This window comes from Spirillospora sp. NPDC048819 (genome assembly GCF_040650055.1).
GTDB lineage: Bacteria > Actinomycetota > Actinomycetes > Streptosporangiales > Streptosporangiaceae > Spirillospora.
In genome coordinates this window covers 12,638-28,074 of sequence record NZ_JBEZGN010000022.1, presented here as the reverse complement: position 1 = coordinate 28,074, position 15,437 = coordinate 12,638, and the positions used below count along the sequence as shown (strand labels likewise).

Below are 15,437 nucleotides of genomic sequence, written 5' to 3'. Positions count from 1 at the left end.
AAAGGCGTATGCGATGTCCCAGGCGGCGACCACCCGGACCGAGCAGATCCAGCAGTTGCGCGACATCCTCACCGACGTCCTGGAGGTCGAGCCGGACGAGTTGACGGAGACCAGCCATTTCGTTAACGACCACGGCGCCGACTCGCTGATGGCCATCGACATCATCTCCAGCATCGAGCGGGACATGGGCGTCCACCTGCCCAACGAGGTGCTGCCGGAACTGACGACGCTGACGGCCGTGCTGGAGGTCCTGGAGCGCTACAGCGGGGCGTCCGATGAGTGAACGCGTGGTGGTGACCGGGCTCGGCGCCGTCAGCAGCCTCGGGACCGGCGCCCACGTGTTCGCGCGGGCCGTCCGCGAGGGACGCAGCGGCGTGGCGCCCATCCGGGGCTTCGACACCACCGGCTTCCCCTACACCTACGGGGGCGAGGTCGCCGACTTCGAGCCGGAGCGGATCCTGCACCGGCTGGAGACCGGCCGCTGGGGGCGCAGCGCCCTGTTCGCCGCGTCGGCCGCGCGGCTGGCCGTCGAGGACTCCGGCATCGACCCCGACCGGATCTCCGGCGAGGTCACCGGCTCGGCGATGGGCACGACGTTCGGCGAGTCCGCCGTCATCGAGGCGCTCACCGGCCAGTCGGTCGAGGGCGGCATGAAGGCGCTCGACCCGGCGCTCGTCCCGCAGGCCCCGGCCGGGCGGATCGCCGCCGCGGTCAACGCCGAGCTGGCGCTCACCGGCGAGGCCCACACGATCGCGACGGCCTGCTCGGCGAGCAACTACGCGCTCGGCTACGCCTACGACATGATCCGCACCGGCGAGGCCGCGTTCATGCTCGCGGGCGGCGCGGACTCGGTGAACCGCTGGTCGCACGCCGGCTTCTACCGGCTCGGCGCCCTCGCCGAGTCGGTGTGCCGCCCGTTCGACGCCGGCCGCTCGGGGATCCTCACCGCCGAAGGCGGCGTCGCGCTGTTCCTGGAGACGCTCGACGGCGCCGTGGCGCGCGGCGCCCGCGTCTACGCCGAGGTCCTCGGCTACGGCGTCAACTGCGACGCCAAGCACCCCGTCGCCCCCGACCCGACGAGCATCGCCGCGTGCGTCCGGGCGGCGCACCAGGACGCCGGGGTGCGCCCGGCGGACATCGACTACATCTGCGCGCACGGCACCGGTACCCCCACCAACGACGCCACGGAGGTCGCGGCGATGCGCACCGTGTTCGGCGACGCGCTGCCGCCGATCAGCTCGATCAAATCCATGATCGGGCACACCATGGGCGCGGCCAGCGGGTTCGGCGCGCTGATCTGCTGCATGGCGCTGCACGAGGGGTTCCTGCCGCCCACCGCCAACGTGACCGAACCCGATCCGGCGCTGGGGGACGGGCTGGACTGCGTGCCCGGCACCGGCCGCGCCGCATCCCCGCAGATCGTGCAGAACAACGGGTTCGCGTTCGGCGGCAACAACGCGATCACCGTGCTGGGGCGAGTGGCATGACGCCCGCACAGGCACAGGCACAGGCACCGGCACAGGCACAGGCACCGGCGACCACGATCGTCGCGCCGCTCGTCATCACCGGCTGCGGCGTGGTCTCCCCCGCGGGCCACGGCCTGGCGCCGCTCACCTCGGCGGGCGGGCCGCCGGCCGCCGACCTCGACGCGATCGGCGGGGACTTCCCGCCGGTGGCGCTCGCCGCGGCACCGGACCTGCGGGTGGCGGAGTCCCTCGGCACGAAGGGGATCCGGTCGCTGGACCGCACCACGCTGCTCGCCCTGGTGGCCGCGCACAACGCCCTCGGGACGCTCGGCGCCCCACTGGCGGACGAGGAACGCGCGCGGACCGGCGTCGTGATCGGCAGCAGCACCGGCAGCGTCCGCAGCTCCAGCGAGTTCTCCCGGGAGACGCTCGTGCGGGACAAGCCGTACCTGGTGCGCGCCAACCGGTTCCCCAGCGCGGTCATGAACTTCTGCGCCGGCCAGCTCGCGATCTGGAACTCCCTGCGCGGAGTGAACGCCACGATCGCCGACGGCCGCGTGTCGGGGCTGGCCGCCGTCCGCTACGCCCGCAACGCGATCGCGCGGGGGCGGGTCGACCGCGCCCTGGTCGGCGCGGCGGAGGAGCTGTGCGCCGAATCCGCCTGGGCCTGGCACCACTCCGGCGCCCTCGCGCCGGGGACGGCGGTCGGCGAGGGCGCGGCCGTGTTCGTCGTCGAGACACCGGCCGGCGCGGCGGCGGCCGGGCGGACGCCGCTGGCCGAGCTGCTCGCCTGCGAAGTCGGAACCCCCGGTTCCGGGGGGATGCGCGCTTCGCTGGCGGGATGCGTGGACCGGGCGCTGCGGCGCAGCGGCGTTTCCGCCGCCGACGTCGACACCGTCTCGCTCGGCGCGACGGGCATCCGGGGGCTGCGGGCCGCCGAGGAGGACGCCGTCCGGGCCGCCCTTCGCCGTCCGCCCGCAGACGGGCCGACGCCGCACTGGATCCGGCCGGCGGCACGGCTGGGCGAGAGCTACAGCGCGAGCGGCGCACTGCAGATCGCCGCCCTGCTCGCCGCCTGGCAGGCCCCCGACGCCGCCGGCGGCTCGGTGGCCGTCGTGACCTCGCTCGGCGACGACGGCCACGCCGGATGCCTCGTGATGCGCCGCCCCCAGCCCCCTTCAACCGGGCATTGAGCCCGCCGGGTCACGCTTCAGACGTGACTGCGCCAACTGCGGCATGGACCCGCTGCCCCCAGTGCTCAGAACTGATCTACGGCGGCCGCTACGAACGCATCCTGCGGACATGCCCGGGATGCGGCCGCCACGACCGGCTCACCGCCGAGCAACGCGTCGAGCAGCTCCTGGACGCGGGCTCGGCCGAGCCGCTGACGCCTCCGCAGGTACCGGAGGACCCGCTCGGCTTCGTCGACTCCCGCCCCTACGTGGAGCGGCTCCGCGAGGCCCGCGCCGAGACGGGCATGACCGACGCCGTCCTCTGCGTCACCGGGGAGGTGATCGGACGTCCCGTGGTGGCGGCGGTCATGGACTTCCGGTTCATGGGCGGCAGCCTCGGCGGCGGGGTCGGGGAGGCCATCACCCGCGCGGCGGAGACCGCGCTGCGGCTGCGCCGCCCCCTCATCATCGTCACCGCGTCGGGCGGCGCCCGGATGCAGGAGGGCGCCCTCGCGCTGATGCAGATGGCGAAGACCAGCCAGGCGCTCGCCGAGCTGGACGAGGCCGGCATCCTCACCATCTCGCTCATCAGCGACCCGACGTACGGGGGCGTCGCCGCCTCCTACGCGACGCTGGGGGACGTCATCCTGGCCGAGCCCGGCGCACGCGTCGGCTTCGCCGGCCCCCGGGTCATCCGGCAGACGATCCAGGCCGACCTGCCCGAGGGGTTCCAGACGGCCGAGTTCCTGCTGGCCCGCGGGCTGGTGGACGCGGTCGTCCCGCGCACCGCGCTCCGCACGACGATCGCCGACCTGCTCGAAGCCCAGCGTCCGGTGCGACCGCGGAAGCAGGACCCGTCCGCCGCCGAGCCCCCGGCCGCGACCACGGGCAAGGGCACGGGCAAGGGCACGGACACGGCGCGGGCACGGCTGATCCGCGACCCGGCGCTGCTCCCCGACCTAGACCCCGAACAGGTGATCAAGGCCGCGCGGCACGAGAACCGGCCGAACACCCTCGAATACGCGAACCAGCTGCTCGACGGCTTCCAGGAACTGCGGGGCGACCGGCTCACCGGCGACTGCCCGGCCATCGTGGGAGGCGTCGGGCGGCTCGGCGACCGGCAGGTCGTCCTGATCGGGCACCAGAAGGGCCGCGACACCGCCGAGCGGGTGCGGCGCAACTTCGGCATGGCGCTGCCGGAGGGATACCGCAAGGCCGCGCGGCTCATGCGGCTGGCGGTCAAGCTCGGGCTGCCGATTCTCACCCTGGTCGACACGCCGGGCGCGCATCCGGGCATCGGCGCGGAGGAGCGCGGGCAGGCGTGGGCGATCGCGGAGAACATCCGGCTGATGTCCGGGCTGCCCGTCCCGGTCATCGCGGCGATCACCGGTGAGGGCGGCAGCGGCGGCGCGCTCGCGCTCGCCGTCGCCGACCGGGTGCTGGCCTGCGCCGGCGCCATGTACTCGGTGATCAGCCCGGAGGGCTGCGCGGCGATCCTGTGGAAGGACCAGGCCGCCGCGCCCCGGGCCGCCGCCGCCCTGCAGATCGGCGCCCGCGACCTGCTCGGCAACGGCATCGTCGACGCCGTCGTCCCCGAGCCGGACGGCGGCGCCCACCACGACCCCTCCCAGGCCGCCGAGCTGCTGCGCGCCGCGCTCGGAGAGGCGCTCGCGGAGGTCGCCGGTCTCCCGCCCGCGGAGCTGGTGGCGCTGCGCCGCCGCCGTTTCCGCCGCTACTAACGGTCCGCCGCTGCTGGGGAGTCCCCCGGCCACAAGAGCTTCCCGCCACAGGAACCCCCGCCACAGGAATCCATCGCCACCAGGAGTCCCCGCTACAGGAATCCGCCGTCACCAGGAATCGGCCGTCCGCCGCGCCAGCCCGCGCGGTCAACGAGAGGAAGCCCGTTGTTCTCGACCATCCTGATCGCCAACCGAGGTGAGATCGCGCTCCGCGTCGCCCGCACCTGCCGCGACATGGGCATCCGAACGGTCGCGGTGTGCTCCGACAGCGACCGCGGCACGGCGGTGACGCGGTTCGCCGACGAGTGCGTCCGCATCGGCCCCGCCGCCGCGCGGCACAGCTACCTCAACGCCGCCGCGATCGTCACGGCGGCGCTGCAGACCGGCGCCGACGCGATCCACCCCGGGTACGGGTTCCTGTCGGAGGACCCCGACTTCGCCGAGATCTGCGAGGCGGAGGGGCTGACGTTCATCGGGCCGTCGGCCGAGCTGCTCGGCCGGCTCGGCGACAAGGCGCGGGCCCGGGAGATCGCCAGGGCCGCCGGGCTGCCGGTGCTGCCGGGCAGCCCCGAGTCGCTGACGACGCTGGAGCAGGCCCGCTCCATCGCCGCCGAGGTCGGCTACCCGCTGATCCTGAAGGCGACCGCGGGCGGCGGCGGACGCGGCATGACCGTCGTCCGCAACGCCCGCGAGCTGCCCCGCGCGTGGGCGCAGGCCCGCGCGAGCGCCCAGGCCGTCTTCGGGGACCCGCGCCTCTACCTGGAGCGGTACCTCGAACACGCCCGCCACATCGAGGTCCAGGTGCTCGGGGACGGGCGCGGCGGCGTCGTCCATCTCGGCGAGCGGGACTGCTCGGTGCAGCGGCGCCGGCAGAAGCTCATCGAGGAGACGCCGGCGCCCGGCCTGCCCCGCGAGCTCGCCGACCGCATCTGCGCCGCCGCGGTGCGCGCCGCCGAGCAGGTCGACTACCCCGGCGCCGGCACCTACGAGTTCCTCGTCGACGACGACGGCGGCTTCACGTTCATGGAGGTCAACTGCCGCATTCAGGTCGAGCACCCGGTCACCGAGCTGGTCACCGGCGTCGACCTGGTCCGCGAGCAGCTGCGGGTCGCGGCCGGGGACGGGCTGTCGGTCACCCAGGACGACATCGCGCCGCGCGGCGTGTCGATCGAATGCCGCGTCAACGCCGAGGACCCGCGCCGCGGGTTCATGCCGACGCCCGGAGTCGTCGACGAGTTCCAGCCGCCCGCCGGCCCGTTCGTCCGGGTGGACACCCACGGCCACCCCGGCTTCCGGGTGACGGCCGACTACGACCCGCTGCTGGCGAAGGTCGCGGTCTGGGCGCCCGACCGGCGGCAGGCCATCGAGCGCGCCGGGCGGGCGCTGGAGGAGTTCCGCGTCTCCGGGCGGGGCGTCCGGACGACGCGGGAGTTCCTCGGCGAGGTGCTGGACGACCCCACGTTCCGCGCGGCCAAGCACACCACGAGCCTGGTCGACGAGATGGGCGTCGCCGAGCTGCGCCAGGCCGGCTGACGTCCGGCCGGAGACACGGCACGCGAAAGGGCCGGTGGTGGCCTTCCCTGGGAGGGGCCACCACCGGCCCTTCGCTTCACCGCCCGCTAACGCGCGCAGCGCCCCTGGTAGACGCCGATGTTCGGCGGCGAGGGGATCCGGTTGCCGAACAGGCCGTGGCCGCCGTCGCCGGCGATGTCGACGCCCGCTCCGATGGCCGGGGAACCGCAGCGCAGGCGGTAGCCCCACGGTCCCGAGCCCGGGGCGGTGAACCTCGGGTCCTCGGTGATCGCGTGCTGGTCGCCCGCCGGGATCGCGGTCACGTTCCGGTAGATGTTGTGGTCGTAGATCCCGACGTCGTCCACGATCGACGCGCCGGCGTCACGGCCGGAGAACACGTTGTTGCTGAACTTGATCGGCGTGTGCGGGAGGCTGCGGACCAGCCGCCCCGCGCGCTCGCTGTGAATGACGTTGTTGTAGAACTCGACGTTCTCGATCGGGTTGTCGCAGCCGTTGGACACGATGGGGATGGTGAACGTCCCGATCGCCAGGTCCAGGTCGTTCTCGCTGACGTTGTAGCGGATCTTCGCGCCGTCGCCGGACGTCCCGGCGAACGCGCAGAACAGGATGAACGGACCGTCGTTGTCGTGGCTGTAGTTGTACTGGTAGACGAGGTCGCGGTTGCCGGCGTCGACGCTGAACGCGAACGACGGCGGGTTGCTCGACCCGCCCGTCACCTCGTTGTACTGGACGACAGGGCGGTCGGAGTTGAACGCCAGGATCCCCGCGTGGGCCTGGACCCCGCGAAGCCCGAAGCCGTCGACCTTGTTGTAGGCCGTCACGGAGTCGACGCCGTTGGACACCAGGATCCCGTCGCCGCCGGTGTTCGTGACGCGGTTCCAGGTGACCTGGACGTCCTTCATCGGGACCCAGTGGTTGGTGCCGCCCGGGTACAGGTCGCGTTTCACCCACTGCGACACGGTGCCGATGCCGACGTTGTCGATGTCGCTGATCTGGTTGCGGGTGACGCGGATCCCGTCGAAGCCGGTGGGCGTCACGGACCCGGCGGCCTTGAACACGATGCCGCCGCTGTTCTCCTTCTCCGCCTGGAGGCAGTCGCAGCCCGGAACGTCGTGGATCTTGACGTTGTCGACCACGTAGTGCTCGCCGGTGCCGTAGTCGTCCAGCAGCACGTAGATGCCGATGCGGGGGGCGCCGTCGTCGGGGCCGGGGTTGGTGATCTCCAGTCCGCGGATCTCCCAGCCCTGGACGTCGTGCAGGAACACGACCGCGCGGGCGCCGCCCCCGTTGATCACCGGGCGGGCGCCGGTCCCGTAGGCGTCCAGGGTGATCGGTGAGCGCTCCGTGCCGGAGCCCTTCGGTTCCAGTGTCCCGTTGCAGGTGGTGCCGCGGCGCAGCGAGATGGAGTCGCCGGGCTGGAACGTGACGGTGCCGACCTTGGCGAGGGTCTTCCACGCCTCGCCGGGGCTCGTGCCGGGCGAGGCGTCGTCGCCGGAGCCGCAGTCGACGTAGTACCGCGTCCCGTCGTTCCACCAGCCGTGCTGCTGCTGGGCGGCCGCCGTTCCCGTCAGGGCGAACGTCGCACCGAGAACGGCCGCCATGACGACGGCGGCGGCCCGGGGCGTCCGGCGGACTCTGCTTCGGATCTTCTCGCGAGCGGGGTGTCTGACTCTGCCCATCAATCTTCTCCGTGCCGGTGTGGGTTCCGGATGCTGACCGTGCGAGTGTGGAACCGTCGGCTCGAAGAACACTCGAATCCCGAGACGAATGAACGGGCTTGTGGACCGGGCCAGGCCGGGATTACGTCGGCCACTCCCGGAGCCGCCATGCCGAATCGGCGAACGCCAGCTCCAGCCGGGCACCGAAGAGGAACCGCCGGGCGAGCAGCCGCCGCTCGCCGGGCGTCGCGCCGGCGGCCACCTCGTCGATCATGTCGAGGTAGCCGTCCACGTACTCCTGCAGGTAGTCGCCATCGGGAAGGTACCGCGCGATCCACTCGGCGTAGCGGGAACCTGGGTCGTGGCGTTCCCGCAGGTCGTCGGAGACCAGGAGGTGGAACCAGGTCATCGGCAGCAGCCCGCCGATCCCGCCGGCGAACGGGCCGGCGGGAGCGGCGAGCATGAACGAGGTGTAGGCGTGCACGTCCGGGACGGGACCCGCGGCGGCGGCCGGACGTCCGAGCGACGCCGCGAGCTTGCCCAGCTCCTCGTCCAGGCGGGGCAGCGACCCGAAGGTGGCGCTGGCCGCCGAGGCGAGCAGCGCCCCGTGCGCGTCGGCGTCGGCGATCGCCGCGCACCCCGCCAGCGCCCGCGCGTACGCGGGCACGACGTGGTGCGCGTCCTGTTCGGCGAAGTGCCACAGCGCCGCCGGCGGCAGCGTGCCGCGCCGCAGGCCGGCCCAGAACGGGTGCCCGGTGATCCGGGTCACCACGGGCCGGGCGATGGCCGTCAGCTCCTCGCGCATCATCGGCTCGTGTTCATCGGCTCGCGGTCACCGCGCCACCGCGCCGGCGCCGACGCCGGCCGTCGGGCCCGGCACGTCGGCGTCGGCCATCTGGGCGAGGACGTCCGCGAGGACCAGCTCGGGCTCGGGCAGCCGGTCCGCGGTCCGCCAGGCGACGAACGCGTCCGGCCTGACCAGGACCGCGCCCCGGGGCGACACCCCGAACGCCGACGCCCAGTCCAGGTCCACGTCGGTGTAGTCGCCGCCGTCGCCGATCTGCACCGCCCGCAGCGGGACGCCGGTCCGGGCGGCGATCCGGACCGCCGCCTCGTGCCAGTCGCCGCCGTCCGGCCCGCTCAGCAGCACGAACGAGTCCCAGAACAGGTCGACGGTGGAGATCTGCTTCCCGCCGCGTTCGAGCCAGACGTGCGGCGCCCGCGTCCCCGGCTCCCCGGTCAGGGTGAGCGGCTGCGTGAGCACCGGGCCGCGCTCCGCCGACGCGACGGCCCGGGAGCCGTAGCGGTAGCCGAGCGTGATGACGATGTCGTCCACCATCTGCGCGCGGACCTCGTCGTCGGCGTAGCCGTGCCGGATGCGGTTGCGGACCATCGCCTGCTCGGCCATGGCGCCGCCGACCGCGTGCCGCTCCTCGTGGTAGGTGTCCAGCAGCGCGTCGCCCGCCCAGCCGCCCAGCCGGGCCGCCAGCTTCCACGCGAGGTTGTGCGCGTCGTGGATGCCGGTGTTGGCGCCGAACCCGCCGGCCGGCGGGTGGACGTGCGCGGCGTCCCCGGCAAGGAACACCCGGCCGTCGCGGAACCGCTCCGCGACGAGCTGCGCGCCCTCCCACGGCACCTTCGCCATGATCTCGACGTCCATCTCGGGGAGCCCGGACGCCGCCCGGACGATCTCCACGCAGCGCTCGTCGGTGAAGTCCTCGGGCGTCTCGCCCTTCTCCGGGTGGTAGACGGGCGCGGCCAGCCACGGGTCGCAGCCGTGCAGCCGGGACAGCCCCGTCATCGACCCGCCCGCGGTGGCGTAGCAGAGGATGAACGGACGGTCCGCCAGCGCCGCCTCCAGCTCCGGCGCCCGGAAGTAGATGCTGAGCGCGTTGAACACGGTGCCGCGGCCGGAACGCTCGATCCCGAGGACCCGCCGGACCGTGCTGCCCGCACCGTCCGCGCCGATCAGGTAGCGGGCGCGGACGGTGCGGACCGCACCGGTCGCGGTGTCCTCCACCTGGGCGGTGACGCCGTCGGCGTCCTGTTCGAGGGTCCGCAGCCGGACGCCGAAGCGGATCTCGGCGCCGAACTCCCGGGCCTTGCCCGCGAGCACCACCTCGTAGCGGTCCTGGCCGCAGCCCATGACCCGCTCGGGGCTGATGTCGGGGCCGTCCAGGGACGGGGCCTCCACGACCTCGGCGTCCGCGATCTCGGAGTAGGTGTTGACGCGCAGGATGCCGCCCTCGAAGAAGACGTGCGAGTCGCCGATCTCCAGCGCCCGCACCTCCTCGCCCATCCCGGCGGCGCGGAAGATCTCCATGGTGCGGGCCTGCAGGCCCGGCGCGCGCGGCAGCACGGAGGTGTCGGCGCGCTTCTCCACCAGCAGCGTCCGCACGCCGTACCGGCCGAGGAACGCCGCCGCCGACAGCCCCACCGGCCCGGCACCGACGATCAGCACGGGAACTTCGTCGTCGTAGTCACTCACCGTTGGCGTCCCAGACGTAGAAGGGTTCGGCCATCGCGTCCCGCGGCTCTTTCCAGTTCGGGTCGTACGGCCGGATGTGATGCGACAGCCGTTCGTTGATCTCGCCGTAGAGCGGGTGGCTGCGCGCCTTGTACAGGTTCGGCGCGATGTCCTCGTCCGCCTCGACGAGATGGAAGTACAGGTCGTGGAAACGGAAGAGCGTGCGTCGTGACACGCCGATCATCCGGGGCAGGTCGCTTGCGTCGGAATCCGCGAAGATCCGCGCCACGTCGCCCGCCTCGGCCGGATCCATGTGCGCGACGATCAATGTCCGGTGCACGCCGGCCTCCTCTCGTGGTCCTCGCCATGGTCGGGCGCGGTCCTCCGGTCCCGGTCGAACCCGGCTCGAACCGGGAGTCGCACGGTGGGAGCGGGCCTCCAGCCCGGCGCGAGCGTCCCCGGGCATCGTCGGCGTCGACATCGCTGAGAAGGGCCATGTCCCCCGCGCGAGGAGGGAAAGCCGTGGATCTCGGATTGGCCGGAAAACGCGTCCTGATCACCGGCGGCACCCGCGGTATCGGCCGGGAGACCGCGGTCTCCTTCGCCCGGTCCGGGGCCGCCGTGGTGGCCTGCCACCGCAGTGCCGGCGAGGCCGCGGAGAGCCTCGCCCGCGAGTTGAAGGCGCTCGGCGGCGACCACCGCGTCGTCCAGGCCGACGTGACCGACCCGGACGGCGTCGCCGCGCTTGCGGACGCCTGCCGGGACGTGCTCGGCGGACTGGACGTCGTCGTGAACAACGTCGGCATCGACGCGCGGTCGCCGCTGGAGGAGCTGACCGCCGCGGAGTGGAGCCGCGTCCTGGAGACCAACCTGACGAGCTGCTTCACGGTGACGCAGGCGGCGCTGCCGCTGCTCGCCGACGGTGGCTCGATCGTCAACGTCGGCGCCGTCGCCGGATTCCGCGGGCGGCCGGAGAGCTCCCACTACGGCGCGTCCAAGACGGCGCTCACCGGGCTGACCCGCTCGCTGGCCAAGGAGATCGGGCACCGCCGCATCCGCGTCAACGTGGTCGCGCCCGGCGTGATCGTGACCGAGCCCGGCGGCGGGCCGCCGCCGCCGGTCGCCGACATCATCCGCGGCATGACGGCGCTCGGCGAGCTCGGCTCGAACGCCGACGTCGCCGGCGCGGTGCTGTTCCTGGCGAGCGACATGTCCCGGTACGTCACGGGCGCCACCCTCAACGTGGACGGCGGTATCTGATGGACATCGGGATCGGGCTGCCGACGATGATCCCCGGCACCCCCGGAAGCGCGCTGCTCGGCTGGGCGCGCCGGGCCGAGGACCTCGGGTTCTCCTCGCTGGGCACCCTCGACCGGCTGATGTACGACGGGTACGAGCCGCTGACCACGCTCGCCGCCGCGGCGGGCGCCACCAGCCGCATCAGGCTGGCCACGACCATCCTGATCGCCGCCTACCGCGGCGACCGGGCGCTGCTGATCAAGCAGCTCGCGAGCCTGGACCGGCTGTCGGGCGGGCGGCTCACGATCGGCGTCGCCGCCGGGGGGCGCGCCGACGACTACGACGCCTGCGGGACGCCCTACGCCGGGCGGGGCCGCCGCCTCGACGCGCTCCTCGGCGAGCTGCGCGGCTTCTGCGACGGGACGGGCGAGGGCCCCGTGCCCGGCCCCGTCCCGGCGGGCGGCTGCCCGCCGCTGCTGGTCGGCGGCCATTCCGACGCGGCCATGGAACGCGCCGCCGCCTACGGCGACGGCTGGATCGCGGGCGGCAGCTCCGCCGCCGGCTACGGCGAGCTGGCGGGCCGCGCCCGCAAGGCGTGGGCGTCGGCCGGACGGGACGGCGAGCCGCGGCTCGTCGCCATCGCCTACGTGGCCCTGGGCGCGGGTGCGCGCGAGCGCGCCGAGAGCTACCTGGTCGACTACTACTCCTTCATCGGCTGGAAGGCCGAGATGGCGGTGAAGAGCGTGATCACCGACGAGGGGCGGCTCCGCGACTTCGTCGCCGGCTACCGGGACGTGGGCTGCGACGAGCTGATCCTGTTCCCGTGCGTCGAGGAGCCCGCGCAGGCCGACGTGATCGCCCGCGCCCTCCGAATGTGAGGCCCTCCCCAGGCGCCGCCCGAACGTGACGCACTCCCCGGGCGCCGCCCGGACGTGAGGCCCTCCCCGGGCGCCGCCCGAACGTGACGCGCCGCCCGGACGTGACCGGCCCCCGGCCGCTGCTCAATCGCAACGACCGGGGGCGGTGTCCATGTGATCTTCGCGGCCCTGTGTTCCCTGCGGCTCCGCGTTCCCAGCGGCTATGTGTTCCCAGCGGCTATGTGTTCTTCAGCAGCCCGGCGTCGACCGACAGGTCGGCGCCGGTGACGCTCGGGATCCGTCCGGACGCCAGCAGCACCACCAGCGCCGCGATCTCCGACGGCTCCACCATCGCCCCCGTGGTCAGCCCGGCCCGGCCGGGCACCGCCGCGACGAACTCCTCCGCCGACATCCCCGACTTCTCGACGATCTCCGGCTTGGTCCAGATCCGCGTCCGGACCGGGCCGGGGGAGATCGTGTTGACCCGCACGCCCTTCGGCGAGAACTCCAGCGACAGCGACTTGCCGAGGTTGGACAGCGCGGCCTTCGCCGCCGCGTAGTGCGCGAGCTGCGGGTCCGCGGCACGCGAGTTCGCCGACCCGATGTTGACGAGCGTCCCGCCGCGCTCGACCAGGCTCGGCAGCGCCGCACGGCTCGCCCGGACCGTGCTGAAGAGGTTCAGTTCGAACGACCGCCGCCACACGTCGTCGTCGATGTCGAGGAAGCTCGCCGCCCAGCTGACGCCGCCGCCGACGTTGTTGACGAGGACGTCCAGGCCGCCGAACTCCTCGATCGCCGCCTCCACCAGCAGCCGCGGCCCGTCCTCGGTGGCGAGGTCGACCTCCATCGTGTGCTTGGTGACCGCGCGCAGCTCCGGGCCGACGGTGCGGGCCCCGCCGAACACCTCGGCGCCCGCGTCGGCGAGCGCGCCGGCGACGGCGAGGCCGATCCCCTGGCCCGCCCCCGTGACCACGGCCTTCTTGCCGGCCAGTTCCAGTTCCATGCCGTCTCCTGTTCCCGCGCCGCCGGGCTCAGCCGGGGCCGCGCTTGTCGGTGAGGAATCCTCCGGTCGGTCCGTCCGCCGGGAGCGTCGCCGCGTCGGCGATGAACGGGGCCACGTCCTCGGGCGTCCGCCGCTGGCCCGGCATCATCCGGGTCCTGACCCGTCCCGGGTTCACCGCGTTCACCAGCACGCCGGTCCCCTCGGTCTGCGCGGCCAGCAGCGAGGCGAGCCCGTTGAGCGCGCTCTTGGAGATGGAGTAGCCGGGGGCGCCGCCGAACAGCCTGCCGCCGAACTCCGCGGTGGTGCCGCTGGAGATGATCACCACGCGGCCCCACCCGCGCTCGACCATGCCGGGCACGAACGCCTGCGCGACCCGCCACGTCCCGAGCAGGTTCACCTTCAGCGTCTGGTCGACGAGGTCCACCGGCACCGACAGCGGGTCGGTGCCCGCGTCCAGCAGGACGCCGGCGTTGCACACGAGGACGTCCACCGGGCCGGTGTCGGCGGCGACGCGCTTGGGCGCGTCCGGGTCGGTGACGTCCAGCTCGTGGCCCTCGACGTCCGGACCGAGCCGCGCGGCCGTCTCGCGGGCGTCCCCGGCGGTCCGCGCGGTCACCACCAGGCGCAGGCCGCGGCGGTGCAGCTCGGCGGCGACCGCGCGGCCGATGCCGCGTCCCGCGCCGGTGATCAGGGCGGTGCGCGGCGTCGCGGCCGCGTGCGCGTCATCCATCCGCGCATCGTCGCCGGGCCGGCTCGATCCCCGCTGGAGTCCCGCTCGCGGACGCGCCTCGACGCCACCAGGACGGGACCGCGGGCGGTGCTCCAGCCGCCCTCGACCCGGGCTTCAGGCGCTCGGACGCAAAGTCGGTGGCAAGGCGGAGCGGCACGCGCTCCTAGATCCCCAGCGGAGACACGATGCACCCTCACACCCTCGCGGCGGCGCAGACCGACCCGAACCTGGAACTCACCCTCAAGGTTCTCCCGGCCGTGATCGTCATCCTCATCGTCTCGGCCCTGTGCGGGCGGCTCGCGAACCGGCTCTGGCAGCCGCGCGTGCTGGGCGAGATGATCGCCGGCGTCCTGCTCGGCCCCACCCTGTTCGGCTGGCTCTTCCCCGACGTCCAGGCCAAGATCTTCCCGCCCGAGGTGACCCCCATCCTGTACGTGCTGAGCACGATCGGGCTCACCCTGTACATGTTCCTCGTCGGCGCCGGCATGGAGCACGGCGGCGGCTCCGGGCCCCGGCAGCCCGCCCACCAGCCGGCGATCGTGGCGATCGCGGGAATCCTCCCGGCGCTGCTCCTCGGCATGGGCGCGGGGCTGCTGCTGTGGAGCACGCTGTCCGATCCCGGCATCGACCGGTGGTTCTTCGCCGCCTTCCTCGGCGGCGCGCTGTCGATCACCGCCTTCCCGATGCTGGCGCGCATCCTCTACGAGCGCGGGCTGGAGAACTCGCCGCTGGGCAAGCTGTCGCTGATGGCCGGCGGTGTCGACGACGCGGTGGCCTGGTGCGGCCTGGCGATCCTGACCGCGATCCACCTCGACTCCGGCCCCGGCGGCGCGATCCGCACGATCGGGCTGGCGGCGCTGTTCGTGGCGCTGATGCTGACCGTCGTGTCCCGGGCGCTGGGCGCCCTCGGCCGGCACGTGCTGCGGTCCGGGCACATCAGCAACGGCGCCATGTACCTGGTGATCCTCGTCCCGCTCATCGCCGGCTGGCTCACCGACTGGATCGGCGTCTACTCGGTGTTCGGCGGGTTCATCGCCGGGCTCGCCATGCCGCGCGACGCCGCCTTCCGGCGGATGCTGCACGGCCGGATGATGGACGTGGTCTCCACGCTGCTGCTGCCGATCTTCTTCGCCTTCTCCGGGCTCAACACCCGGCTGGACGGGCTCGGCGGCGCCACGATGCTGCTGGCGTTCGTGACGATCCTGCTGGCCGGGTTCGCCGGCAAGTACTTCGGCTGCTCGCTGGCCATGCGGTCGCTCGGGTTCGGGTGGCGTGAGTCCAACGCGGTCGGCGCCCTGATGAACGCCCGCGGGCTGATGATCCTGATCTTCATCAACATCGGGCTGGCGCAGGGAATGATCGGCCAGCAGGTGTTCTCGATGCTGGTGCTGGTGGCCGTGCTCACCACGGCGGCGGCGCTGCCGCTCTACAAGGCGGCGATGCCGGACCGCCTGGAGAGGGCTCAGCGAAACGAGCCGTCCGGGGAGAAGGAACTCGCGACCGCCGCCTGACGGCCCGCCGATCCGGGACCGGCACACGCCGGCCCCGGATCACGCGGTCACGCGGTCACTCG

At 73.5% G+C, this 15,437-nt stretch carries 14 protein-coding genes; 8 read left to right on the top strand and 6 right to left on the bottom strand.

The features are described 5' to 3' along the window. Positions 1–13 precede the first annotated feature (13 nt). The 5 genes from AB0C35_RS26640 to AB0C35_RS26620 all read left to right on the top strand — a co-directional run bounded on the left by AB0C35_RS26640 (position 14) and on the right by AB0C35_RS26620 (position 5,910). Complete coding sequence (locus AB0C35_RS26640) at positions 14–283, top strand: acyl carrier protein (RefSeq protein WP_358461043.1); 270 nt, start codon at positions 14–16, stop codon at positions 281–283. Continuing rightward, positions 276–1,487 (top strand): beta-ketoacyl-[acyl-carrier-protein] synthase family protein, encoded by a 1,212-nt coding sequence (locus AB0C35_RS26635; RefSeq protein WP_358461040.1) that lies wholly within the window; start codon positions 276–278, stop codon positions 1,485–1,487. The genes AB0C35_RS26640 and AB0C35_RS26635 overlap by 8 nt, the downstream gene beginning before the upstream one ends. Continuing rightward, a complete protein-coding gene (locus tag AB0C35_RS26630) occupies positions 1,484–2,659 on the top strand; it encodes a beta-ketoacyl synthase N-terminal-like domain-containing protein (RefSeq protein WP_358461037.1) in 1,176 nt (391 codons plus the stop codon). Before AB0C35_RS26635 ends, AB0C35_RS26630 begins: the two co-directional genes overlap by 4 nt. Positions 2,660–2,682: 23 nt before the next feature. Further along, positions 2,683–4,377, top strand: a complete 1,695-nt coding sequence (locus AB0C35_RS26625; protein ID WP_358461034.1) for an acetyl-CoA carboxylase carboxyltransferase subunit alpha — start codon at positions 2,683–2,685, stop codon at positions 4,375–4,377. A 165-nt stretch (positions 4,378–4,542) separates the two neighbouring features. Beyond that, positions 4,543–5,910: an acetyl-CoA carboxylase biotin carboxylase subunit gene (locus tag AB0C35_RS26620; protein ID WP_358461031.1), complete on the top strand. Its 1,368-nt coding sequence runs from the start codon at positions 4,543–4,545 to the stop codon at positions 5,908–5,910. A gap of 86 nt (positions 5,911–5,996) precedes the next feature. On the opposite strand, the gene AB0C35_RS26615 is transcribed toward AB0C35_RS26620, so the two are convergent. The 4 genes from AB0C35_RS26615 to AB0C35_RS26600 all read right to left on the bottom strand — a co-directional run bounded on the left by AB0C35_RS26615 (position 5,997) and on the right by AB0C35_RS26600 (position 10,375). Next, positions 5,997–7,589, bottom strand: coding sequence for a hypothetical protein (locus AB0C35_RS26615; protein WP_358461028.1), 1,593 nt, complete (start codon positions 7,587–7,589; stop codon positions 5,997–5,999). A gap of 121 nt (positions 7,590–7,710) precedes the next feature. Continuing rightward, entirely contained in the window at positions 7,711–8,373 is a 663-nt protein-coding gene (locus tag AB0C35_RS26610) for a TenA family transcriptional regulator (protein ID WP_358461025.1), read from the bottom strand. Between the two features lie 27 nt (positions 8,374–8,400). Beyond that, a complete protein-coding gene (locus AB0C35_RS26605) occupies positions 8,401–10,056 on the bottom strand; it encodes an FAD-dependent monooxygenase (RefSeq protein WP_358461022.1) in 1,656 nt (551 codons plus the stop codon). Next, the gene (locus AB0C35_RS26600) at positions 10,049–10,375 is read right to left on the bottom strand and encodes a TcmI family type II polyketide cyclase (protein WP_358461019.1); all 327 of its coding nucleotides are present in this window, start codon (positions 10,373–10,375) and stop codon (positions 10,049–10,051) included. The genes AB0C35_RS26605 and AB0C35_RS26600 overlap by 8 nt, the downstream gene beginning before the upstream one ends. Positions 10,376–10,557: 182 nt before the next feature. Between AB0C35_RS26600 and AB0C35_RS26595 the strand changes: the two genes are divergently transcribed. Together AB0C35_RS26595 and AB0C35_RS26590 are read left to right on the top strand one after the other, a co-directional pair. Continuing rightward, positions 10,558–11,295, top strand: coding sequence for an SDR family NAD(P)-dependent oxidoreductase (locus tag AB0C35_RS26595; protein WP_358461016.1), 738 nt, complete (start codon positions 10,558–10,560; stop codon positions 11,293–11,295). After that, on the top strand, positions 11,295–12,152 hold the full coding sequence (locus tag AB0C35_RS26590) for an LLM class flavin-dependent oxidoreductase (protein ID WP_358461013.1): 858 nt from the start codon (positions 11,295–11,297) through the stop codon (positions 12,150–12,152). Before AB0C35_RS26595 ends, AB0C35_RS26590 begins: the two co-directional genes overlap by 1 nt. Before the next feature lie 217 nt (positions 12,153–12,369). Here the strand turns inward: AB0C35_RS26590 and AB0C35_RS26585 are convergent, their stop codons facing one another. Together AB0C35_RS26585 and AB0C35_RS26580 are read right to left on the bottom strand one after the other, a co-directional pair. Then, positions 12,370–13,134, bottom strand: coding sequence for an SDR family oxidoreductase (locus AB0C35_RS26585; RefSeq protein ID WP_358461011.1), 765 nt, complete (start codon positions 13,132–13,134; stop codon positions 12,370–12,372). 28 nt (positions 13,135–13,162) lie between these two features. Further along, positions 13,163–13,864, bottom strand: a complete 702-nt coding sequence (locus AB0C35_RS26580) for an SDR family oxidoreductase (RefSeq protein WP_358461008.1) — start codon at positions 13,862–13,864, stop codon at positions 13,163–13,165. A 185-nt stretch (positions 13,865–14,049) separates the two neighbouring features. Here AB0C35_RS26580 and AB0C35_RS26575 point away from each other — a divergent pair, with 185 nt between their 5' ends. Beyond that, a complete protein-coding gene (locus AB0C35_RS26575; protein WP_358461005.1) occupies positions 14,050–15,375 on the top strand; it encodes a cation:proton antiporter in 1,326 nt (441 codons plus the stop codon). Positions 15,376–15,437: the final 62 nt, after the last annotated feature.